A 19,634-nucleotide genomic window follows, 5' to 3' on the forward strand; every position below is an offset into this window, starting at 1 on the left:
CAAGGAGCGCAGCATGGCAGGGCAGGAAAGCGTGGACGCGGCGCAGTGGCGGCGATGGGGCGAGGCCTGCTTGCAGACCCTGGATTTCAGCGACGCCGATGCCTCTTGCCTGGCGTCCAGTCTGGCGCAGACCAGCCTGTGGGGCATCGACTCGCATGGCATTGCCCGGCTGCCGCACTATCTGAACCGGATCGTCCACGGTTCGATCCTGGCGCGGCCGTCCATCCGTATCGAGCAGAGCGGTCCGGCTACCGCGCAGGCGCATGGCGGCAGGGGCCATGGCATCGTGGTGGCGCACCGCGCCAACGAGGCCGCGATGGCGCTGGCGCGCGAGGCTGGCGTGGGCGCCGTCGGCGTCAGCGATTCTTCGCATTGCGGCGCCATCGGCCTGTACACGCGCGCGGCAGCCCGGGAAGGACTGATAGGCATCGCCTTCACGCATTCCGACGCCATCGCCGCGCCGTTCGGCGGCCGGCAGCCGTATTTCGGCACGAATCCCGTGTCCTTCGCCTTTCCCAGGCAAGGCGGCGAGCCGCTGTGCCTGGACATGGCGACGACTTCAATCCCGTGGAATCGCGTCATGAACGCGCGCCGCGACGGCACGGAGTTGCCCGCGGGCGTGGCGCTGGATGCCGAGGGGCAAGGCGTGACCGACGCGGCGTGCGTCCGCGCCTTGACGCCCTTGGGCGGCGAGTACGGCCACAAGGGCTATGGCCTGGCGATGATGGTTGAACTGCTGTGCGGGCCGCTCAATGGCAATCCCCACGGACCGCACATCGGTCCCATGTACGAGCAGCTGGATCGTCCGCGCGAACTGGGGGCGTTCTTCATCGCCATCGATCCCGTCCGCTTCGCAGGCGGCGCCGCGCTGGCCGCGGTGGCGGCAGGCATGGCGGTCGAACTGGCGGCGCAGCCCGGCTCGCCACGCATGCCGGGCGATCCCGAGTTGGCCTCGCAGGCGCGGCGCCAGGCCACGGGGATTCCGGTGCCGCCGGCGCTCAAGGCTGAGATGGCCGAATGGAGCGGCAGGCTGGGGGTGGTCTTGCCGCCATTCGCGCCATTGCAATCTGAGGCGTGATCGCAGCCATTCTTTCGGGCCGTTTAGGTCACCCGGCGCGCCGCTCCAGGCCGAAGAACTCCACCGTGTTGCGGCACAGGATCTTTTGCTGCACGTCCTGCTGCAGGCCGGCGTGGGTCACCAGCTTGCCCACTTCCTGCTCGCCCAGCGGATACGGATAGTCCGAACCCAGCAGCACGCGGTCCTCGCCCATCACGTCGATCAGCAGGCGCAGCGCGCGCGGATCGAACACCGCGCTGTCGGTGTAGAAGCGGTCGGTATAGGAAGAGGGCAGTTGCGGACAGTCCTGGCGGATGATGTCGCGATGGCGCCAGGCATTGTCCACGCGGCCCAGCAGAAAGGCGAAGCTGCCGCCGCCGTGCGCGAAGCAGAGCTTCAGGCTGCGTGGAATGCATTCGAAGGCGCCGGACAGGATCAGCGACAGAATGCCCAACTGGGTTTCGGCGGGCATGGCGACCAGCCACGGCAGCATCCATTTCTTCATGCGGCCGTCGGTCATCATGTCCCAGGGGTGCACCAGTACCGGGATGTCGTTGTTGGCGCAGTGGATCAGGAACTGCACCAGAGTTTCGTCGTCCAGGTCGCGCGGGCCGACGTGGTTGCCGATCTGCACACCCAGGTGGCCGGCGGCGCGGGCCCGAGACGCTTCCTTGCAGGCAAGGTCCAGATCCTGCAGCGGCACTTGCGCCAGCGCCTTCAGGCGCGCCGGCGCATGAGCGCAATGCTCCAGCGCCAGATCGTTCATGCGGGCGGCCCAGTCGGCGGCGGCCCGCGCCGGGTAGGAATAGCCGAACATGATGGGCGTGGCGCACAGGATCTGCAGGTCCACGCCATTGCGGTCCATCTGCGCCAGGCGCAAGGCCGGATCCCACAAGGTGGCGTCCACCGGGCGGAAGGGGCGCTCGCCGGCCATGATCTGGCCACTGGAGCCGTCTCCGTCCAGCCGCAGCCAGGGCGCGTTGACGGGGTCCAGCGCCGCCGCTTCCTGCCGGGTGATCGGCGGGAAGAAGTGCGCGTGCATGTCGATTTTCTGGGTCATGTGCAGATAGAAAGGAAGTCGGTCGGGAGCCTGACGGATTGCGGCCAGGTGGGACAGGGCGGCTAGGCCGGAGCCGCCTGTGCGGCAGGCGCGTGTCCCTTGCCCGGATGGATCTCGCCGCAACCGGGACAGGTGCGCTTCTCGGTGCTGGAATAGAAGGCCTGGAACAGCGGCGGCAGGTCGGTCACGATGCTCTTGAGCTGCACCTCCACGCGATGCACCAGGCTGCCGCATTGCGGGCAATACCATTCGAAGCCGTCCAGCAGGCCCTGCGGGCGCTGGCGTTCGATGACCAGGCAGGCGCTGTCGGTCTCGGGGCGTTGCGGCGAATGCCGCACGTGCGGCGGCAGCAGGAAGATGTCGCCTTCCTTCAGGTCCACGCGCTCCGGTTTGCCGTCCACCCACAGCGACAGCCAGGCGTTGCCGCGCAACTGGTAGAAGAACTCTTCCAGCGGATCGTCGTGGTAGTCGGTGCGATGGTTCGGGCCGCCGACCACGGTGACGATGAAGTCGGCGTCCTGCCAGATCTGCTGGTTGCCGACCGGCGGCTTGAGCAGGTGCGCGTGATCGTCGATCCAGCGCTGGAAATTCAGTGGCGGGCCATAGGCGGGCATGAGGATCTCCGGGAGTCAGGGGGCGGACCGGGGCTGCCCCATAGCCCGCAGTCTAGGCGGGACCTTGCGGGCCTGCACAATAGAAATTACGCCGCCGGATATGCCTGTTGTCTATGGCGGGATAACCCTGGGCCGATCTTCAGCCGCCGCTTTCGGCGCGTTGGGCCGCGATCTGCTTCAGATAGTCCACCAAACGCTGGCACGCGGGCGTCAGCGGGCGGTCCGCCCGCACCGAGTAGCCCACGTCGCCAAATGCGCCAAAGGCGTCGGTGGGCAATCGGGCCAGCATGCCCGTGGCCAGGAACGGCGCGGCCGCGTCGTAGGGCAGCAGCGCCAGTGCGTCGCTGTGCATCAGCACGCCGATATTGGTCAGGAGGGACAGCGACTCGACATGCCGGGCCGGCAGGCGCAGGCCGGCGTCCAGGAAGCTGCGCTCGATCGAGGCGCGCAGCGGCGAGCTGGGGGCGGGCAGGATCCATATGTGGTCGGCCAGTTCAGCCAGCGCCGCGGGCGGCGCGCCGGCCAGCGGATGGGCGGCGCGCGCCACCAGGCATAGCTCCTCCCGGTACAGCTTGTGATGGTCCACGGCCACCCCGGAAATGGCTGCCATGTCGGCGCCGGGCAGGCGGCCGACCACGATGTCCAGGTCGCCCGTGGCCAGCGCGGGCAGCAACTGCGAGGTCGGTCCTTCGCGCACGCTGACCTGGATGCCGGGGTGCGCGGTCATCAGGCGCGCAATGGCCTCGGGCAGCAGCTTGGCGGACGCGGCGATCAGCGTGCCCACCACCACGTGGCCGCTGGCGCCGCCCAGTACCGCGTCGATGTCGTCGGCCATGTAGCGGATCTCGGCCATCATGGCGTGGACCCGGCGGCCCAGCACCACGGCCAGTTCCGTCGGCGTGACGCCGCGGTTGGAGCGCTCGAACAGCGGGGCGCCGAAGAAGGTTTCCAGTTCGTGGATGGCCTTGGTGACGGTGGGTTGGGTCAGGTGCAGCTCGCTGGCGGCGCGCGACAGCGAACGGCATGCCAGCACGCGTTCGAAGATTTGCATCTGGTGCAGCTTCAGCTTGCGGCTGAGCGCGTTGGGCGTGATGCGGAAGTCCGACATGCGCCGCTAGCGCGCCTGCGGCTTGTAGGCGACGGCCTTGATCTCGATCAGCAGCTGCGGGTGCGGCAGCTGATGCACCGCGACGGTGGTGCGGGCCGGGCCGTCGGAGTCGAAGTACTCGCCGTACACCTGGTTGTAGCCGCCGAAGTCGTTCATGTTGACCAGGAAGGTGCTGATCTCGACCACGTCGGCCAGCGTGGCGCCGGCCGTGGCCAGGATGTCGCGGATGTTCTCGATGACGGCGCGCGTCTGCACCCGGATATCCAGCGTGGCGGTACCCATCGCGTCGACCTCGGCGCCCGCGATGCGGTTGTCGGGCAGGCGCGAGCTGGTGCCGGAGACATACAGGAAATCACCGGCGCGCTTGATGTGCGGATACTTGCCGCGCGGCGTGGCCTTGCCGGCGACGACGGTGGCGCTGACGCCGGGCTGGCCGGGTTGACTTGTCTGGGACTGGTTCATCGCGTCTTCCTTTGCGTGGATGGGTCAGAGCTTAATGCAGACGTTGGTCGGTTCGGTATAGAAATGCAGCGAATGGCGTCCGCCTTCGCGGCCGATGCCCGACAGGCCGCTGCCGCCGAAGGGCGTGCGCAGGTCGCGCAGGAACCAGCAATTGACCCAGGCCAGTCCGACCTTCATCGCCTGCGCCACCCGGTGGCCGCGCGTGAGGTTCTGGGTCCAGACCGCGGCCGCCAGCCCATAGCGTGTGTCGTTGGCCAGGCGGATGGCTTCTTCCTCGGTATCGAAGGGCGCCACGTGGCAAACCGGGCCGAAGACTTCCTCCTTGATGCAGCGGGCAGTCTCGGGCAGGCCGGTCCAGATGGTGGGCTGCACATAGGCGCCGTCGTCGCGCGCATCGTCGAATACCGGCACGCCGCCGCCCGCTACCACCGTCGCGCCTTCCTCGCGCGCCAAGGCAAAGTACGACAGCACTTTCTCGCGATGCTCGCGCGACACCAGCGGCCCCATCTCCGTGGCGGGATCCATGGGCCAGCCGATGCGCAAGGCTTCGGCCCGAGCCGCCAGCGCCGCGACGAAGCGCTCGTAGATCGGACGCTCGACGTAGACGCGCTCGGTGCAGAGGCAGACCTGCCCGCAATTGGCGAACACCGATTGCGTCACGCCGTCCACGGCCGCATCGAAGTCGGCGTCGGCGAACACCAGCGCCGCGTTCTTGCCGCCTAGTTCGAAGGACACCGGCTTCACTCCGGGGGCAACCGCCCGCATGATGGCGGCGCCCGTGGCCGATTCGCCGGTGAAGGTGATGCCGTCAATGTCCGGGTGCGTGGTCATGAATTCGCCCGCCGAGTTCGGGCCAAAGCCGTGCGCCAGGTTCAATACGCCAGCCGGCAGTCCGGCGTCGTGCGCCACCTCGGCCAGCAGCGTGGCCGTGGACGGCGTGACTTCGGACGGTTTCATGATCACCGTATTGCCGAATGCCAGTGCGGGGGCCACCTTCCAGGTCAGCAGCAGCAGCGGCAGGTTCCAGGGCGAAATCACGCCCACCACGCCCAACGGCTTGCGGTAGGCATAGTTCAACGCCTGCCTGCCGTCCGGGGTGTCCGTCATATAGCTTTCCATGTCCAGCGTGCGTGCCAGTTCCGCGAAGGCGCGGAAATTGGCCGCGCCGCGTGGAATGTCGATCTTCCCGGCCCAGCCCACGGGCTTGCCCGTGTCGCCGATCTCGGCCTGCAGGAAATCATCGAAGCGCCGCGCAATGCCGTCTGCCAGCGCCAGCAGATGGTCGGTGCGCGCGGCTACCGGCAACCCGGCCCAGGCCGGCAGGGCGCGATGCGCCGCCGCCACCGCGCGGTCCACCTGGTCGCGGCCGGCTTCGTGGACCTGGGCGATCAGGCGCCCGTCCACCGGGCTGTGCTTGTCGAAGGTGGACGCGCCGTCTTCAAAACGGCCGTCGATGTAGTTGCGCAATTGTCGGATCGTCATGTGCAGGGCTCGGTCGGGATGCAAAATAAATACGTATACGTACTATATTTTGGATCATAGACAGCAGCCCTCCTCAAGTCAATGCGATTTCGAAGCCGCCAGCGTCTGCCATTCTTCCTTGCCGATGCGGCTGACATGCTCCGTCCGGTAGTCGTTCATGAACTGATTGAACTTGTTCTCCTCGGTGTGATGATGCTTGAAGCCGCACTTTTCCTGGGCCTTGCGCGACTTCTCGTTGTCGGCGAAGTAGCCGCACCATAGCGCGTTGAAGTTCAACGTTTCAAACGCGTGGCGCATCAGCTCCCTGACGGCTTCAGGAATCAGTCCGTGGCCCCAGAACGGCACGCCGATCCAATACGCGATTTCGGCTTCATCATCGGCAATGTCGAAATTGCTGTCCTTCCCCATGAGCAACGCCACCAGGCCTATGGCGGTGTTGTCTGCCTTCAGTGTCAAGGCATAGGCCAGTGGCCGCGAAAGAATCGTCTGGATGATCTCCCGGCTATGTTCGACGCTTGTATGCGGGGGCCAGCCCGCGGCGGGGCCGATCCGTTCGTCGCTCGCATACTCAAACAGGCTCGGCGCGTCGTCGGTGTGCCAGGGCCGCAAGATGAGGCGTTCGGTGCGCAGCATGATTTCCCTTCCTTTCAGCAATGAAAACAACAGCTGGAATTCTAGGAGTTGCCCACGCGATTGATAACAGACAGTCTTGAGTAGATTAGGTAATTATGAAAACAAAGAGCCGAAATTTATGAGGATTCCTTTAGAATTTATGCATAAATGAAAACTCTCTCTCAACTCTCGTATACGGGCCTCGAAGACTTCTGCATCGGTCTCTATGGGTTCGACGGACAGGTGGGGCACCCCTTGGCGTTGTCGTATGTGGCGGTGTTGATCTGCCGCGAAGGTAGCGCTGAGTGGGAAGTGAACTTCAAGCCACACCGCATGAAGAAAAGCGATCTGCTGGTCCTGGCAGAAGACTCCATCGCGCTCATCAAACGCAAGTCGGATGACTTTTCGTGCGTCTGCTATTTGATGAACCGGTCGATCGCCGCGGAGATTGCGCACGCCCTGCCCAACAGCCTGTTTTCCTTCTTGAGCCGTTCGCCGTTCTTCGCCGCGGAAAAACTGTCGCCACGTTATTCAAGGGCCTGGGAGGGCCAGGCCGCGCTGATCCATGAGCAGTGCGGGACCTACAAGCGGACCATGATCGTCAACCATGTCCAAAACCTGTTCTTGTGGATCTGCGAAAAGACGGAAGGCCTTGGGGCCGGGACGCAGAATGACTTCAGCAGATCGGAGGCGGTCTGCTGGAAATTCTGGGAACTGATCTCGGAGCACTGCGTGCAACAGCGCGGGGTGGCATTCTATGCAGGGCTGCTGCACATCACTCCGTACTACCTGTCGCAGTTGAGCAGGAGGTTCTTCAACGACGCGCCCAAGACGCTGATCGACAGGCAGGTCGTGCTGGAGATAAAAAAGCGCCTTACCCAGCCCGGGAAATCCGTGCAGCAGATTGCAGAGGAGCTGCATTTCGCCGACGCCTCCTATTTGGGCAAGTTCTTCAAGCGCCATACCGGCGTGGGGTTGACCGACTACCGGAAAGGCAGGACATGATGAAGCCTGAAAGGGGCGTGAGCTATCTTATAGAACTGCGGAACAATGCCATGACCGCTGACATCCATCCCTTGGAAGCCCGATGACCGCTACATCCCGACGTGCCCCTGCCGACCAGGCCGCTCCCCAGGCCTTGCAGGCGTTCGATCTGACCCAGGTCGCGTCCCATCTGCTGCGCCGGGCTCATTTCCGCGCCGAAGCCCTGTTCGCGCAGGCCTTTCCCGACGAAGACCTGACCCCGCGCCAGAAGGCGCTGCTGATCACCGTCTACCAGAATCCCGGTGCGACCCAGAACCGCATCGCCGAACTGATCGCGCTGGACCGCAATTCCTTTGCCGAAATGATCGCCCGCATGACCAAGAAGGGCTATGTGCGCCGCAAGCGCTCGGCCCAGGACGGCCGGGCCTATGCGCTGGAGATCACCGAAGAGGGCATCGCGCTGCTGGCGCGCATCCTGCCGCAGGACGCGGCCGTGGAAGCGGAAGTGCTGGCGCCGATACCGGAGGAGCTGCGGCCGGTGTTCCTGAAATGCCTGCGTCTGATGGCGGGGCTGGAGCAACAGGACGACGCCGCTGCCTGACGGCGTCGGATTCAGGCGTCCGGCGCCGCCGTTGAGTCTGCCGGCGCTGGCGCGGACGCGCTGTTCCTGCCAAAGCGCAGCGCGAACTGGCGCGTGAAGACCGCGCCAAAGAAGAAGATCTGCGCCGAATAGTAGATCCACAGCAGCAGCGCGATCAGCGATCCCGCCGCGCCGTACGCCGACACCGCCGCGCCACGGCTGAGATAGACGCCGATGCCCCACTTGCCGACCAGGAACAGCGCCGCCGTCACGATCGCGCCGGGTATCACGTCCGGCCAGGAAATCTTGGCACTCGGCAGCAGCTTGAAGATCACCGCGAACAGCGCCACCACGATGGAGAAGGAAAAAAAGTTGGAGATCCACTCCGCCACCAGCGCGAAGGACGACGCGGTCCACAAATCGCCGTAATAGCTGCGCGCCGCGGCCAGGCCCGCGTTCACGCTCAGTGAAACCAGCAGGAATAGCGCCAGCACCAGCACCAGGCCGAACGACAGCATGCGGCTGCGCACCATGCCGTGCAGCCCGCTTTTCTGGTTGGCGGAAACTTCCCACAGCTCGTCCAGGCTGGCCTTCAATTCCGCGAAGGCCGTGGTGGCGCTGAAGATCAGCACGAAAATCGATATCAGCGCCGCGATCCAGCCGCCGCCCGATTCGTGGGCGCTGGCCAGCACCGTCTGGATCACCTCCGCGCCGCGGTCGCCGATCAAATCGCGCAACTGCGTGAACAGTTCCGAGCGCACCGCATCCTCGCCAAAAAATGCGCCCGCCACGGCGATCACCAGGATCAGCATGGGCGCCAGCGAAAACACCATGTACAGCGCCAGCGCCGCGCCCTTGCTGGAGGCGCGATGGGTGGACCACTGCTTGGCGGAGTCCATCAACAGCCCGCCGATTTCGGCCGGGCGCAGTACACGCAACAGGGTCTTGGAAAAACGCATGGGGCTAGGCTCGTTCTGCGGACCCTTTATTGTAGGGACGCATGCGCCGCGGCGAAACCCGCAGATTGTGCGCAAACGTGTTCTTTGGCGAGGCCGCGTTGCGGCAGAAAAAGAAAAACCCCCGGGGCGAAGGACCGGGGGTTTTTCGGGATACTGCATTCCCCGGCCGAAGCCGGGGAGGCCTTGCAAGGGTAGCGGGACTTAGAAGTCCATGCCGCCCATGCCGCCCATGCCGCCGGGCATGGCCGGAGCAGCGGGCTTGTCTTCGGCCAGTTCGACCACGGCAGCTTCGGCGGTCAGCAGCAGGCTGGCGACGGAAGCGGCATTTTGCAGGGCGGTGCGGGTCACCTTGGTGGGATCCAGCACGCCTTGCTCGACCAGGTCGGTGTACTCGCCGGTCGCGGCGTTGTAGCCGTAGTTGCCCTTGCCGTTCAGCACGTTGCTGACCACGACGCTGGCTTCTTCGCCGGCGTTGGTGACGATGGTGCGCAGGGGCTCTTCCACAGCGCGCAGGATCAGCTTGATGCCGGCGTTCTGGTCAGGCGTGTCGCCCTTCAGGTCGGTGATGGCTTGCTTGGCGCGCAGCAGAGCAACGCCGCCGCCAGCCACAACGCCTTCTTCCACTGCAGCGCGGGTAGCGTGCAGGGCGTCTTCGACGCGAGCCTTCTTTTCCTTCATTTCGACTTCGGTGGCAGCGCCAACGCGAATCACGGCAACGCCGCCGGCCAGCTTGGCCACGCGTTCTTGCAGCTTTTCACGGTCGTAGTCGGACGTGGCTTCTTCGATCTGGATGCGGACTTGCTTGACGCGAGCTTCGATCGACTTGCTGTCGCCAGCGCCGTCGATGATGGTCGTGTTTTCCTTGCCCACTTCGATGCGCTTGGCTTGGCCCAGTTCAGCCAGGCCGGCCTTTTCCAGCGACATGCCGGTTTCTTCGGAGATCACCGTGCCGCCCGTCAGGATGGCGATGTCTTCCAGCATGGCCTTGCGGCGGTCGCCGAAGCCAGGAGCCTTGACGGCGGTCGTCTTCAGGATGCCGCGGATGTTGTTCACAACCAGGGTGGCCAGGGCTTCGCCTTCGACGTCTTCTGCAATGATCAGCAGGGGACGGCTCGACTTGGCAACTTGTTCCAGCACGGGCAGCAGGTCGCGGATGTTGCTGATCTTCTTGTCGAAAATCAGGACAAACGGATCTTCCAGAGCGGCAACTTGCTTGTCCGGGTTGTTGATGAAGTAGGGCGACAGGTAGCCGCGGTCGAATTGCATGCCTTCGACGACGTCCAGCTCGTTTTCCAGCGACTTGCCGTCTTCGACGGTGATGACGCCTTCCTTGCCGACCTTGTCCATCGCGTCAGCGATGATCTGGCCGATGGAGGTGTCGCTGTTGGCGGAGATCGAGCCGACCTGGGCGATTTCCTTGCTGGTCGTGACCGGCTTGGATTGCTTCTTCAGTTCAGCGACGGCGGCGGCGACAGCCTTGTCGATGCCGCGCTTCAGGTCGATCGGGTTGAAACCGGCGGCAACGTACTTCAGGCCTTCCTGAACGATGGCCTGGGCCAGCACGGTGGCGGTGGTGGTGCCGTCACCGGCGTTGTCGGAGGTCTTGGAGGCAACGTCCTTGACCAGCTGAGCGCCGATGTTTTCGAACTTGTCCTTCAGTTCGATTTCCTTGGCGACGGAGACGCCGTCCTTGGTCACGGTCGGGGCGCCGAACGAGCGCTCCAGCACGACGTTGCGACCCTTGGGACCCAGGGTGGTCTTGACAGCGTTGGCGAGAACATTCACGCCGCGGACGATGCGCACGCGGGCGTCGTCACCGAACAATACTTGCTTGGCAGCCATTTCTTAGCTTCCTTCGAAAATTCGTTTGAGGCGGGGTTTACTGGACCACGGCGAGGATTTCGTCCTCGCGGATGACGAGCAGCTCTTCGCCGTCAACCTTCACGGACTGGCCGGCGTACTTGCCGAACAGAACCTTGTCGCCAGCCTTCAGGTCGACCGGCAGGATCTTGCCGTCTTCGGTCTTCTTGCCGGGGCCGACGGCCACGACTTCACCCTGGTCGGGCTTTTCAGCGGCGCTGTCGGGGATAACGATGCCCGATGCAGTCTTGCGCTCGTTTTCGAGGCGTTTGACGATCACGCGATCGCCCAGGGGACGCAAGGCCATGAGGAACTCCTGTTGCTAAAAGAGAAGGGAATGATCGGTTAGGCCCGGGAACGCTTGTTAGCACTCACCGGTGTCGAGTGCTAATTATAGGGATGATGTTCTAGGGTTCAAGGGGGAGGGGGCGGGTTGTTACATATTGGGGGAAGCTGGCGAGCGTCGAACCACACTGATGCCGAAGTTCAGTCGAATTTCTAAACAAGATTCGGTTCGGTAAATAGGTTCTCTGCCATGAAATCTACAAATGCCCGGACTCGGGGAGATAGCTGCCGATTGGACGGCCATAGGACCCAAAACGTGCTGGAACTACCCGCCCACCGATCCAGCACAATCTGAAGCGCGCCACTTTCCAATGCCGGTTGAACGGCAAAGTCAGGCAGGCAGGCAATGCCGTGGCCCTGCACTGCCATATGCAGTAGCGTCTCGACGTGGTTGCTGGTCATGCTGGCCGTCAGACGAATCACCGTTTCCGATGGCGGGCGGACAAATGGCCATTTCTCTAGCGTGCCAGTAGTCGGAAATCGGTGCATCAGACAGGCGTGTTGCGTCAGTTCTTCCGGATGGAGCGGCGTCCCTCGTTGTGCGAAGTAACCAGGCGCACCGACATACACGAAGCGGCTGCTGCCCAGGCGCTTGCTTAACAAACGGGAGTCGCTGAGTTCGCCCGTACGCACCACGGCATCGAAGCCTTCGGCGATGACGTCCACTAGCCGGTCGCTGAAGTCCAGATCCAGCTCAATCTGAGGGTAGCGATGTGCAAAGGCCGATATTGCCGGCAGCATCAGACCGCTGACCAATGGCAGACTCACCCGCAGGCGGCCCTTAGGACTGGCGGTTGTGCTGGTCAATTCATTCTCTGCCGCGGCGATTTCAGCCAGGATCCGTCGACAGCGGTCAAGGAACAGGGTGCCTTCTGGTGTCAAGCTGACGCTGCGGGTACTGCGCTGAAATAAGCGCACGCCGAGTTTTTCCTCGAGCCGGGCTACCCCCTTGCTGATTGCCGATGCGGAGACGCCCAATTGGCGCCCAGCAGCCGCGAAGCTACGCACCTCAGCGACCAGCACAAAAATTGTCATACCACTCAGGCTATCCATTCCGCCTCCAATAAGTGACAAATTAGTCATGTCAGCGATGAATTTACCCATATTTTTGCCACATTGATTCCTCTGTAGCATTAATTGGGAGTGCCACAGCGGAACTCCGCCCACGCCTAAGCCAGCAGCGGCGTGAGGATTCCTGCGTGGCTTTGGCCTATTGCCTGGATACCCGATGACAGTCAGCACTTCAGCCGCAGGCTCGACAGCCTACAAAGCCCCATTAATCTTGACTGGCTGCCTGACAGCAGCGGTCATCCCATTAAGCATCGCCGGCCCCGCTGTGGTGGTGCCCTCAATCAATCAGGCTCTTGGGGGGAGCGCCGCGGAACTTACTTGGATCATCAACGCCTACATCCTTACCTACGGCAGTGCGACGCTAGCCGCAGGGAGTCTGGCGGACACGTATGGGCGCAAGCGGCTTTGGTTGGCGGGCATGGTCCTGTTCGCGCTCGTTACGGCTGCAATTCCTTTCATGCAATCCGTTCTGTGGATCGACATTTTGAGGTTGATCCAGGGGCTGGGGGCAGCTGCGGCGTTCGCGGGCGCAATGGCCGCATTGACACAGGAGTTCGACGGACACGCACGCACTCGTGTTTTCAGTTTGATTGGGACGACCTTTGGCGCGGGAGCTGCATTTGGTCCGTTCCTAGCCGGATTCTTGATCGATACCGTGGGTTGGCATTGGGTGTTTCTAGCGCCGGCAGGGGTTGCATTGCTTGCTTCCGTCCTGATCTCGCTATTTGCACGTGAAACACGTGATCCCGAAGCTACGGGGTTGGATTGGCCCGGAGCTATCACCTTCACTATCGGCCTCGCCGTGCTCACCTACGGCCTCATCCTTGCCCCCGAGCAGGGCTGGGGCCACACGTCGGTACTGACTTCTTTGGCGAGTGCCGTTGGACTGTTGATCGTCTTCGCCTTCATTGAACTGCGGCGAGCCAAGCCTATGCTCGACCTCTCCCTATTCGCTAACGCGCGCTTTGTAGGCGTGCAGGTGTTGGCGGTTGCGCCGGCCTATGCATACATCGTGCTGCTCATCATCTTGCCCGCCCGATTCATCGGGATGGAAGGCTACAGCGCGTTGGCGGCGGGGAAGATGATGATTGCGTTGTCTGCGCCATTACTGGTGGTTCCTTTGATCGCAGGCCAACTGGCGCGCTGGATCAATGTCGGAGTGTTGTCAAGTATTGGCCTTGTCATCGCCGCGGCCGGTTTGTCCTGGTTGGGTTACGGCATTGCTGGCGATGTCCAAAGTAACCGCTTGGCTGCGATGCTGCTGATCGGCGCGGGTATCGGTTTGCCATGGGGACTTATGGACGGTCTGGCGGTCAGCGTGGTGCCCAAAGAGCGGGCCGGCATGGCGGCGGGGATCTTCAACGCGATTCGTCTGGCTGGGGATGGCATCGCGATCGCAGTGGTCGGGGCCATCCTGTCTGCTCGGATTCTATCGGGCTTGGCAGCTGCAGCCGAGGATGGCGCGTCAGGTCACGTGAGAACGAGCGAGTTGGTAAAGGCTTCGAATCGGCTGGCGATGAGCGACCTGCAAAACGCCATGATTCACCTACCGATGATGGAACAAAATTCCTTGCTGCAGGTGTATGAGAGCGCCTTTCAGTTCCAGCTCCTTGTCTTGGCAGCTGCTGCGGCAGCGACAGCAGTTTTGGTGTTTCTACTGTTGGGAAAAACGAAGATGCATAACTGAGTCGCGCAGGTTAGGGGGGCGCGTCACTTTTCAGCGCCCCGAGTGGGGGGAGAAGAAGCCACGAAACGGATTTGCGGGGGGCAGGTCATTTGGACTGAAGCCGTCTCGATAAGCCGCGCTTGTCGCCGGCAGTTAGGGTTATCCGGGATTCTTTATGCTTAAACTTTTGTGAAGAATGAGCGGCGGATGCAGGGCCGCCGCCGCGATGCGGCATCAAGGCGGTTCACCGTGGTGCGGCATGTGACGCACCGTGCGCGGGATCGCGGGGTGAGCCCCCATAAGGAGAATCGCATGCTGTTGCGTAGACGTTGTCTGGCCATGATGATGCTGGCGCTGACCGGCTGGGCGACGGGCAGCCATGCGCAAACGCCGTCTCAGGCCTGGCCCGTCAAGCCCGTGCGCTTGGTGGTGGGGCTGGCGCCCGGAGGGTTGGTCGACGTGCTGGCGCGCACGGTGCAGCCGCACTTGGCCGAGGCCTTGAAGCAGACCGTTATCGTGGAGAATCGGGGCGGTGCGGGCGGCAACGTGGCGGGGGCCGAGGTTGTGCGCAACGGTGGAGACAACCATACCTTCCTGCTCAATCCATCGACGACCGAATCGGTCAACCCACTGATGTTCGCCAGCATGCCGTTCGATCCGCAGCGAGACCTGCGGCCGGTTGCCTTGCTGGCCAACAGCCAGCTGTTCCTGTTTGTCCGGTCCTCGCTTGGCGTCAATACGCTCGAAGAGTTCGTGGAATACGCGCGCAAGCGGCCCGATCCTCTCAATTACGGTTCGGCCGGAAACGGCACGACGCCGCATCTGGCCGGCGAGCTGCTCAAGCAGGCTACTGGCATGCAGGCCACCCATGCGCCGTATCGCGGCGTGGCGCCGGCGATACAAGACCTGGCAGCGGGCCAGATCGACTTCGCGTTTGGACCCGCCACGGTCTTTCCCATGGTGCAAGCGGGCAAACTGAAGGTACTTGCGGTGGCGAGCCGGCAACGCGCTGCCGTGGCGCCCGACATACGAACCTTTTCCGAGGTCGGCATCGACGGTGTGTTCGCGGACAGCCTGTTCGGCGTGTATGCCGCCGCTGGCACCCGCGATGACGTGGTCGATCGCATGAACGCCGAAATCAACAAAGTGCTCGCGCGGCCGGAGATCCAGGCGCGCTTTCTCGATGCGGGCGCCGAGGCGCTACCGCTGCGCGTGGCCGACTATGCCGCGCGCGTGCAGGACGAAAAGAAATTGTTCGCCCCGTTGATGAAGTCGTTGGGGCTGAAGGAACAGTAGATAGAACAACGATAAAAGCTGCGCCTGCGTAGCTCATTCAACTCTACGGCGTCATCCTTCCTCGCGCGAGGCAATCTCCGCGGCAAGCTCGGAAAGCGATACCGCGCCCAAGCGTTGCAGCAAGGCATGCTCGCCTTCGCGCAGGGAATCCGCCACTAATTGGTTCGCCGCTCGTTCCACGGGGCAGGCAGGATTGTCGTCGGCCGGCCCGATGGCAAAGACCGTGCCATGGGCGATGGCTTCATGGACATCGCGCGCGGTGATGGTTTCCAGCCCCCTGGCCAGTACCCAGCCGCCATTGCGCCCGCCCGTGGAGGTCACCATGCCGGCGGCGCGCAGCGCCGCCATGGATCGGCGAACCACCACCTCATTCGTATGCAGCATTTTGGCCAGCGTTCCAGAAGTGGTCGTGCCGCCGCGCAAATGCATGTGGATCAAGACGTGCAGCAAACGGGCAAGGCGGGTGTCATTGGCCATGGGATCGAAATACCGTAACTACAAGTGTTACGGTATTATAGCTGCGCCGGATACTTCCTGAGAGCTAACCCGATGATCGACCTTGAAACACGCGATGTGACCGCCAACGGCATCACGCTCAATGTCACGGCCCAGGGCGAAGGTCCACTCGTCGTGCTGTGCCACGGTTTCCCCGAGACCGCTTATGCCTGGCGCCACCAGCTTCCAGCCCTGGCGCGGGCGGGATTCCGCGCCGTGGCCCCGGATTTGCGCGGTTATGGTGCCAGCGACAGTCCGACGGATGTGGCGGCGTTCACGACATTGGATGTCATTGGCGACCTGGTCGCGCTTATCGAAAGCGAGGGAGCCGATGATGCGGTGATCGTGGGTGGCGATTGGGGCGCCAGCATCGCATGGCAGGCAGCCCAATTGCGTCCGGACCGCTTTCGGGCCGTCGTCGCCCTGGGCGTTCCCATGATGCGCAGAGCGCCGGTTGCACCCAGCCGCCTCTTCCCCAAAACCGAGTCCGCCGCGTTTTACACGCATTATTTCAACGAGCCGGGAGTTGCCGAAGGGGAATTCGAGCGCGACATCAGCGCAACCCTGCGCGCCATCTACTTCGCGGCATCGGGCGACGCCGGACCGCGTGACGACCCTGGCACGCCCAATCCGTTTGGCATGGTCGCCGCTGGCCGGGGCTTGCTCCATTCGCTGCCTGTCCCTGAGACGCTGCCGGTCTGGCTCACTTCGTCGGATCTGGCGACCTTTGTCCAAAGCTACACCGCCAGCGGTTTTCGTGGCGGCCTCAACTATTACCGGAATCTGGACCGCAATTGGGCGCTACAGGGGGCTTTGGAGGGAAAGACGGTGGATGTGCCTGCGCTCTATCTCGTAGGAGAAAGGGATACTGGCTTGGCGATTCCCGGCATGGATCAGGTCATCGCGGCCATGCCAGCCCTCGTTCCTCAGCTGCGCGCTATTGAAGTCATTCCCGGCGCGGGGCATTGGTTGCAACAGGAAGCCCCCGAGGCAGTCAACAAGGCGCTCGTCGATTTCCTGAGGAGCCTTTGAGCGTGCGAAGGAGCCATATTGCAATATCGCGTTGAAACTGCGCCAGCTAAAATCCCGCATGCGCACTGACGGCTGTCACGGATGGACAAGCTCGATGCCTTGCGTTTGCACCGTCGCCTCGCGCGACCACTGCGGCTCACTTTCGAAGCACAAATGAAAAATACGTTGATGGCCACGCACCTGCGCCTGGTCGGCATGGCAGCGCTCTGGGGCGCGTCCTGGTCTTGGGGCAAGGTCGTCGCCCAGTCCATGGCCCCACTGGCCGCGGCCAGCCTTCGATTCCTGTTTGCCAGTGTGGCGTTGGTCCTGTGGATGCATCGCGCGTCGGCGCTGCGGGGCTTGAAGTCTCTGACGCGCAATCAATGGCTCGGCCTGGCCGCCGCCGCGCTGGCGGGCGTCTTTGGTTACTCCAGCTTCTTCATGTTGAGCCTGCAGCTGGTTCCGGCCGGCAAGGCCGCGATCGTGGTGACGCTGAATCCGGGCGCGACGCTGTTGCTGGCGGCGATCCTGTTCCGCGAACACCTCAACCCCGCCATCCTGGCTGGCATGGTTCTGTCGGCCATCGGTGCGTATATCGCCATCGGCGGCGGGGTTTCACAAGCCGCCGCCGGCTCCGGCGTGGGCATCGGCGAACTGCTGCTGCTCGGCTGCGTGGCCTGCTGGGTGGCCTACACCCTGATCGGCCGGCTGGTGCTCAAAGGCGTGGACGCCCTGACCACCACCACGGTGACCACCGTGATCGGCGCGCTGATGCTGCTGCTCACCAGCCTGATCGTGGAAGGCGTTCCCGCTTGGCAGAGGCTGGGACAGGCGCCGGCCAGCGCCTGGGGTAGCCTGCTGGCTTTGGCGTTCGGGGCGACCGCGATCGCCTACGCCTGGTACTTCGAAGGCGTGAAGGCGCTGGGCGCCGGCGCGGCCTCCGGCTACATCACGCTGGTGCCCGTGTTCGGCGTGCTGTTTTCCAGTCTCTGGCTGGGCGAAGCCACCCCCGCGAATCTGTTCATCGGCGCCGCCCTTGCGATCTCGGGCATGGCTATCATGCACGTCGGCCGGCGTCGTGCCGAGGCGCGACAGCGCCGATAAACGGTCCTTCCATGCAGCCCTATACCCACGACAACATGCTGGCCCAGGAGACCTGGCTGGACTGCGCGACCGCCGACGGCGGCCGGCTGCGCGTGGTGCTGCTTGAAGCCGATCCACTGGCGGCGAAGCCGCTGCTGGCGCGGGCACGATCGATCGCTCAAGTCTTGGATACGCACCGCGACGCGGCGCTGCATTTCCTCTGGCAGGAGGGACGCGACAGCGGCGACCCCGAAGATCCCCCTGTGACGTTCCTGGAACACTTCACGCCATCTGACCTGATCGTCGCGGCCGACGGGGGCTACGTGCTGCACCTGGCGCCGCGCGACGCGACTTGGTTCATGGATGGCTATTGGCCGGCCGTACGATTTGCGGCGGATGACCGGCCTACGGACTGGATCTGCGAATCTTGACCTGAGTCGTCGTATCCAAAGCGGCCATTTGGCGCTTGGAGGCAATGCCGCGTCAGGTTCCGCACAGGCGCATGATTACACTCTGATCGTGACTCGTGCGTCATTCACGGAGAAGTCGACATGCAATTGGCTCAAACATGACTAGCAACGAAGGGATCCAGGCCTCGGTCTATACCCGATGGCACCAGTTGTCGGTGCCGTTGGCCTTCGCCCTGGCGGCGGGTAGCTTCATGCTGGTGGTGTTCAACCGTGGGCCGATTGCTCTGGCGGTTGTGCTGGCGGTGCTGGGGTTGCTGGTGCCGCCGCTGGTGGCGTTCAAGGGCTTTCCCACACGCAATACCGTCAAGGTGACGTCCGAGGGGCTGGAGTTTTCGCGCCGCTCTCCCGTCGCCTTCGCGCAATTGTCCCGCTGGGGCACTGACGATTATCTCAAGCTGGTTCGTCCCGGCCTGCCAACGTTGCTAGTCAGTGCAGTGGACCTGCCCACACGTGAACGTCTGTTGCGCGAGTTTGAGCTGGCCTTGGCGGCGTGGCACAAGCGCCAGCCCGCCGGTACGCAGGCGGCGCGCCGCACACATTTCTATGGTTCCACGGCAGGACGCCTGACGGGCTTGTTGATCATCGTGCTGGGGGCGGGTGCGGCGGTCATGGCGCTGAGCTTGCGCGAGCCGTCGATGTCGCTGGCTATCGTTGGCGGGCTGGGAGCGCTGTTCGGATTGACGATGCTGTTTGGCCGGCGGGGCTGAGGGCGCTGGGCACGCCGTGGCCCATCCGTTCGCATCGGCAGGTCCGCCGCAAACAAGGATATAGTGGTGCGCCCTCCAGGCTTCCGCCTTTGCGGCGAGCCAGGATTTTTCTTAGCTTCAGGATGCTTGCATGACCATGACCGCCGAACAGTTTCATCAACGCATGTGGGAAATCCTGGATCCCGTGGACACCGAACATTTTGAGGTCGTGGCCGCGCCCGCGCCCGATGCGGAGGCGATTGCCGGTCTGGAGACCGCTGTAGGCTTCCCGCTGCCAGCGGCGTTTGCGGCCTTCTGCCAGCGTACCAACGGCCTGTGCGTGATGGCGCGCGAGGAAGTCTGGCCGCATGCGAAGGAGTTCGAGGTCGGCCCCGCCTGGACTTTCTGGCGCGGTCTGGTGTTGTTGGGCATCGATGCGCCGGAGTTGCCCGAATGGGCCAGCATCTCGGCGCAGCAGCGCCAGCTCGCCGAGGCCGGTTTGTCCGGCATCCTGCCCGTGCTGAAGATCGTGGGTGACGGTAGCCGGATCTGGGGCCTGGACCAGGCGGGGACGGTCGTGGCGATCGATGACCTGACCGATGTGGAGCCGCTGGCCGGCGACCTCACCGATCTCTACGCCGAACAGATCGCCGATCTGATGCAGCGCCAGCAGGATATGGCGCAGCGGCTGGCCGAACGCGCGGCGCGCAAGCAGGGCAAGCTGCCGGGGTAG

The 19,634-nt window shown here is 63.6% G+C and carries 21 protein-coding genes; 10 read left to right on the forward strand and 11 right to left on the reverse strand.

Going from position 1 to position 19,634, the window contains the following annotated elements:
* Nucleotides 1-13: 13 nt before the first annotated feature.
* Nucleotides 14-1,078: an Ldh family oxidoreductase gene (locus tag AC3WOB_RS04550; protein WP_492274319.1), complete on the forward strand. Its 1,065-nt coding sequence runs from the start codon at nucleotides 14-16 to the stop codon at nucleotides 1,076-1,078.
* 28 nt (nucleotides 1,079-1,106) lie between these two features.
* Here the strand turns inward: AC3WOB_RS04550 and AC3WOB_RS04555 are convergent, their stop codons facing one another.
* The 6 genes from AC3WOB_RS04555 to AC3WOB_RS04580 all read right to left on the reverse strand — a co-directional run bounded on the left by AC3WOB_RS04555 (nucleotide 1,107) and on the right by AC3WOB_RS04580 (nucleotide 6,416).
* Nucleotides 1,107-2,117, reverse strand: a complete 1,011-nt coding sequence (locus AC3WOB_RS04555; RefSeq protein WP_492274320.1) for an amidohydrolase family protein — start codon at nucleotides 2,115-2,117, stop codon at nucleotides 1,107-1,109.
* A 62-nt stretch (nucleotides 2,118-2,179) separates the two neighbouring features.
* Nucleotides 2,180-2,731: a 3-hydroxyanthranilate 3,4-dioxygenase gene (locus AC3WOB_RS04560; RefSeq protein WP_013396144.1), complete on the reverse strand. Its 552-nt coding sequence runs from the start codon at nucleotides 2,729-2,731 to the stop codon at nucleotides 2,180-2,182.
* A gap of 139 nt (nucleotides 2,732-2,870) precedes the next feature.
* The gene (locus AC3WOB_RS04565; RefSeq protein ID WP_013396143.1) at nucleotides 2,871-3,839 is read right to left on the reverse strand and encodes a LysR substrate-binding domain-containing protein; all 969 of its coding nucleotides are present in this window, start codon (nucleotides 3,837-3,839) and stop codon (nucleotides 2,871-2,873) included.
* A 6-nt stretch (nucleotides 3,840-3,845) separates the two neighbouring features.
* Complete coding sequence (locus AC3WOB_RS04570) at nucleotides 3,846-4,301, reverse strand: RidA family protein (RefSeq protein WP_013396142.1); 456 nt, start codon at nucleotides 4,299-4,301, stop codon at nucleotides 3,846-3,848.
* A gap of 24 nt (nucleotides 4,302-4,325) precedes the next feature.
* Nucleotides 4,326-5,783 (reverse strand): 2-hydroxymuconic semialdehyde dehydrogenase, encoded by a 1,458-nt coding sequence (locus AC3WOB_RS04575; protein ID WP_013396141.1) that lies wholly within the window; start codon nucleotides 5,781-5,783, stop codon nucleotides 4,326-4,328.
* Nucleotides 5,784-5,861: 78 nt separating this feature from the next.
* Nucleotides 5,862-6,416 carry a GNAT family N-acetyltransferase gene (locus tag AC3WOB_RS04580; RefSeq protein ID WP_492274321.1) on the reverse strand — a complete coding sequence of 185 codons (555 nt, stop codon included), beginning with the start codon at nucleotides 6,414-6,416 and terminating at the stop codon, nucleotides 5,862-5,864.
* Between the two features lie 147 nt (nucleotides 6,417-6,563).
* Between AC3WOB_RS04580 and AC3WOB_RS04585 the strand changes: the two genes are divergently transcribed.
* Both AC3WOB_RS04585 and AC3WOB_RS04590 read left to right on the forward strand, forming a co-directional pair.
* Entirely contained in the window at nucleotides 6,564-7,400 is an 837-nt protein-coding gene (locus tag AC3WOB_RS04585) for a helix-turn-helix domain-containing protein (protein ID WP_492274322.1), read from the forward strand.
* 82 nt (nucleotides 7,401-7,482) lie between these two features.
* Nucleotides 7,483-7,980 (forward strand): MarR family winged helix-turn-helix transcriptional regulator, encoded by a 498-nt coding sequence (locus AC3WOB_RS04590; protein ID WP_013396138.1) that lies wholly within the window; start codon nucleotides 7,483-7,485, stop codon nucleotides 7,978-7,980.
* A gap of 11 nt (nucleotides 7,981-7,991) precedes the next feature.
* Here AC3WOB_RS04590 and AC3WOB_RS04595 read toward each other — a convergent pair whose 3' ends face one another.
* From AC3WOB_RS04595 to AC3WOB_RS04610, 4 genes are all read right to left on the reverse strand, one after another.
* Entirely contained in the window at nucleotides 7,992-8,918 is a 927-nt protein-coding gene (locus AC3WOB_RS04595; protein WP_013396137.1) for a YihY/virulence factor BrkB family protein, read from the reverse strand.
* Between the two features lie 201 nt (nucleotides 8,919-9,119).
* Nucleotides 9,120-10,760: a chaperonin GroEL gene (gene groL, locus AC3WOB_RS04600; protein ID WP_013396136.1), complete on the reverse strand. Its 1,641-nt coding sequence runs from the start codon at nucleotides 10,758-10,760 to the stop codon at nucleotides 9,120-9,122.
* A gap of 37 nt (nucleotides 10,761-10,797) precedes the next feature.
* The gene (gene groES / locus AC3WOB_RS04605; RefSeq protein ID WP_006221616.1) at nucleotides 10,798-11,085 is read right to left on the reverse strand and encodes a co-chaperone GroES; all 288 of its coding nucleotides are present in this window, start codon (nucleotides 11,083-11,085) and stop codon (nucleotides 10,798-10,800) included.
* 191 nt (nucleotides 11,086-11,276) lie between these two features.
* Nucleotides 11,277-12,176: a LysR family transcriptional regulator gene (locus tag AC3WOB_RS04610; RefSeq protein ID WP_492274611.1), complete on the reverse strand. Its 900-nt coding sequence runs from the start codon at nucleotides 12,174-12,176 to the stop codon at nucleotides 11,277-11,279.
* Between the two features lie 175 nt (nucleotides 12,177-12,351).
* On the opposite strand from AC3WOB_RS04610, the gene AC3WOB_RS04615 reads away from it, so the two are divergent.
* Nucleotides 12,352-13,881, forward strand: a complete 1,530-nt coding sequence (locus AC3WOB_RS04615) for an MFS transporter (protein ID WP_492274323.1) — start codon at nucleotides 12,352-12,354, stop codon at nucleotides 13,879-13,881.
* A 291-nt stretch (nucleotides 13,882-14,172) separates the two neighbouring features.
* The gene (locus tag AC3WOB_RS04620; RefSeq protein WP_013396133.1) at nucleotides 14,173-15,156 is read left to right on the forward strand and encodes a Bug family tripartite tricarboxylate transporter substrate binding protein; all 984 of its coding nucleotides are present in this window, start codon (nucleotides 14,173-14,175) and stop codon (nucleotides 15,154-15,156) included.
* A gap of 51 nt (nucleotides 15,157-15,207) precedes the next feature.
* Here AC3WOB_RS04620 and AC3WOB_RS04625 read toward each other — a convergent pair whose 3' ends face one another.
* On the reverse strand, nucleotides 15,208-15,633 hold the full coding sequence (locus AC3WOB_RS04625; protein ID WP_492274324.1) for an RrF2 family transcriptional regulator: 426 nt from the start codon (nucleotides 15,631-15,633) through the stop codon (nucleotides 15,208-15,210).
* Nucleotides 15,634-15,705: 72 nt separating this feature from the next.
* Here AC3WOB_RS04625 and AC3WOB_RS04630 point away from each other — a divergent pair, with 72 nt between their 5' ends.
* From AC3WOB_RS04630 to AC3WOB_RS04650, 5 genes are all read left to right on the forward strand, one after another.
* Nucleotides 15,706-16,683, forward strand: coding sequence for an alpha/beta fold hydrolase (locus AC3WOB_RS04630; protein ID WP_492274325.1), 978 nt, complete (start codon nucleotides 15,706-15,708; stop codon nucleotides 16,681-16,683).
* Nucleotides 16,684-16,836: 153 nt separating this feature from the next.
* A complete protein-coding gene (locus AC3WOB_RS04635; RefSeq protein ID WP_041654337.1) occupies nucleotides 16,837-17,766 on the forward strand; it encodes a DMT family transporter in 930 nt (309 codons plus the stop codon).
* A gap of 11 nt (nucleotides 17,767-17,777) precedes the next feature.
* Complete coding sequence (locus tag AC3WOB_RS04640; RefSeq protein ID WP_492274326.1) at nucleotides 17,778-18,176, forward strand: hypothetical protein; 399 nt, start codon at nucleotides 17,778-17,780, stop codon at nucleotides 18,174-18,176.
* A gap of 137 nt (nucleotides 18,177-18,313) precedes the next feature.
* A complete protein-coding gene (locus AC3WOB_RS04645) occupies nucleotides 18,314-18,922 on the forward strand; it encodes a hypothetical protein (protein WP_013396128.1) in 609 nt (202 codons plus the stop codon).
* 130 nt (nucleotides 18,923-19,052) lie between these two features.
* A complete protein-coding gene (locus AC3WOB_RS04650; protein WP_013396127.1) occupies nucleotides 19,053-19,634 on the forward strand; it encodes a hypothetical protein in 582 nt (193 codons plus the stop codon).

The organism is Achromobacter sp. FW305-C-30-7 (genome assembly GCF_058783105.1).

Coding starts and splice junctions, on each gene's coding strand:
- AC3WOB_RS04650 (WP_013396127.1), top strand. CDS start 19,053: ATGACCATGACCGCCGAACAGTTTCATCAACGCATGTGGGAAATCCTG.
- groES (WP_006221616.1), bottom strand. CDS start 11,085: ATGGCCTTGCGTCCCCTGGGCGATCGCGTGATCGTCAAACGCCTCGAA.
- AC3WOB_RS04570 (WP_013396142.1), bottom strand. CDS start 4,301: ATGAACCAGTCCCAGACAAGTCAACCCGGCCAGCCCGGCGTCAGCGCC.
- AC3WOB_RS04550 (WP_492274319.1), top strand. CDS start 14: ATGGCAGGGCAGGAAAGCGTGGACGCGGCGCAGTGGCGGCGATGGGGC.
- AC3WOB_RS04630 (WP_492274325.1), top strand. CDS start 15,706: ATGATCGACCTTGAAACACGCGATGTGACCGCCAACGGCATCACGCTC.
- AC3WOB_RS04580 (WP_492274321.1), bottom strand. CDS start 6,416: ATGCTGCGCACCGAACGCCTCATCTTGCGGCCCTGGCACACCGACGAC.
- AC3WOB_RS04625 (WP_492274324.1), bottom strand. CDS start 15,633: ATGGCCAATGACACCCGCCTTGCCCGTTTGCTGCACGTCTTGATCCAC.
- AC3WOB_RS04585 (WP_492274322.1), top strand. CDS start 6,564: ATGAAAACTCTCTCTCAACTCTCGTATACGGGCCTCGAAGACTTCTGC.
- AC3WOB_RS04575 (WP_013396141.1), bottom strand. CDS start 5,783: ATGACGATCCGACAATTGCGCAACTACATCGACGGCCGTTTTGAAGAC.
- AC3WOB_RS04555 (WP_492274320.1), bottom strand. CDS start 2,117: ATGACCCAGAAAATCGACATGCACGCGCACTTCTTCCCGCCGATCACC.
- AC3WOB_RS04640 (WP_492274326.1), top strand. CDS start 17,778: ATGCAGCCCTATACCCACGACAACATGCTGGCCCAGGAGACCTGGCTG.
- AC3WOB_RS04610 (WP_492274611.1), bottom strand. CDS start 12,176: ATGGATAGCCTGAGTGGTATGACAATTTTTGTGCTGGTCGCTGAGGTG.
- AC3WOB_RS04590 (WP_013396138.1), top strand. CDS start 7,483: ATGACCGCTACATCCCGACGTGCCCCTGCCGACCAGGCCGCTCCCCAG.
- AC3WOB_RS04560 (WP_013396144.1), bottom strand. CDS start 2,731: ATGCCCGCCTATGGCCCGCCACTGAATTTCCAGCGCTGGATCGACGAT.
- AC3WOB_RS04595 (WP_013396137.1), bottom strand. CDS start 8,918: ATGCGTTTTTCCAAGACCCTGTTGCGTGTACTGCGCCCGGCCGAAATC.
- AC3WOB_RS04635 (WP_041654337.1), top strand. CDS start 16,837: ATGAAAAATACGTTGATGGCCACGCACCTGCGCCTGGTCGGCATGGCA.
- AC3WOB_RS04645 (WP_013396128.1), top strand. CDS start 18,314: ATGACTAGCAACGAAGGGATCCAGGCCTCGGTCTATACCCGATGGCAC.
- AC3WOB_RS04620 (WP_013396133.1), top strand. CDS start 14,173: ATGCTGTTGCGTAGACGTTGTCTGGCCATGATGATGCTGGCGCTGACC.
- AC3WOB_RS04565 (WP_013396143.1), bottom strand. CDS start 3,839: ATGTCGGACTTCCGCATCACGCCCAACGCGCTCAGCCGCAAGCTGAAG.
- groL (WP_013396136.1), bottom strand. CDS start 10,760: ATGGCTGCCAAGCAAGTATTGTTCGGTGACGACGCCCGCGTGCGCATC.
- AC3WOB_RS04615 (WP_492274323.1), top strand. CDS start 12,352: ATGACAGTCAGCACTTCAGCCGCAGGCTCGACAGCCTACAAAGCCCCA.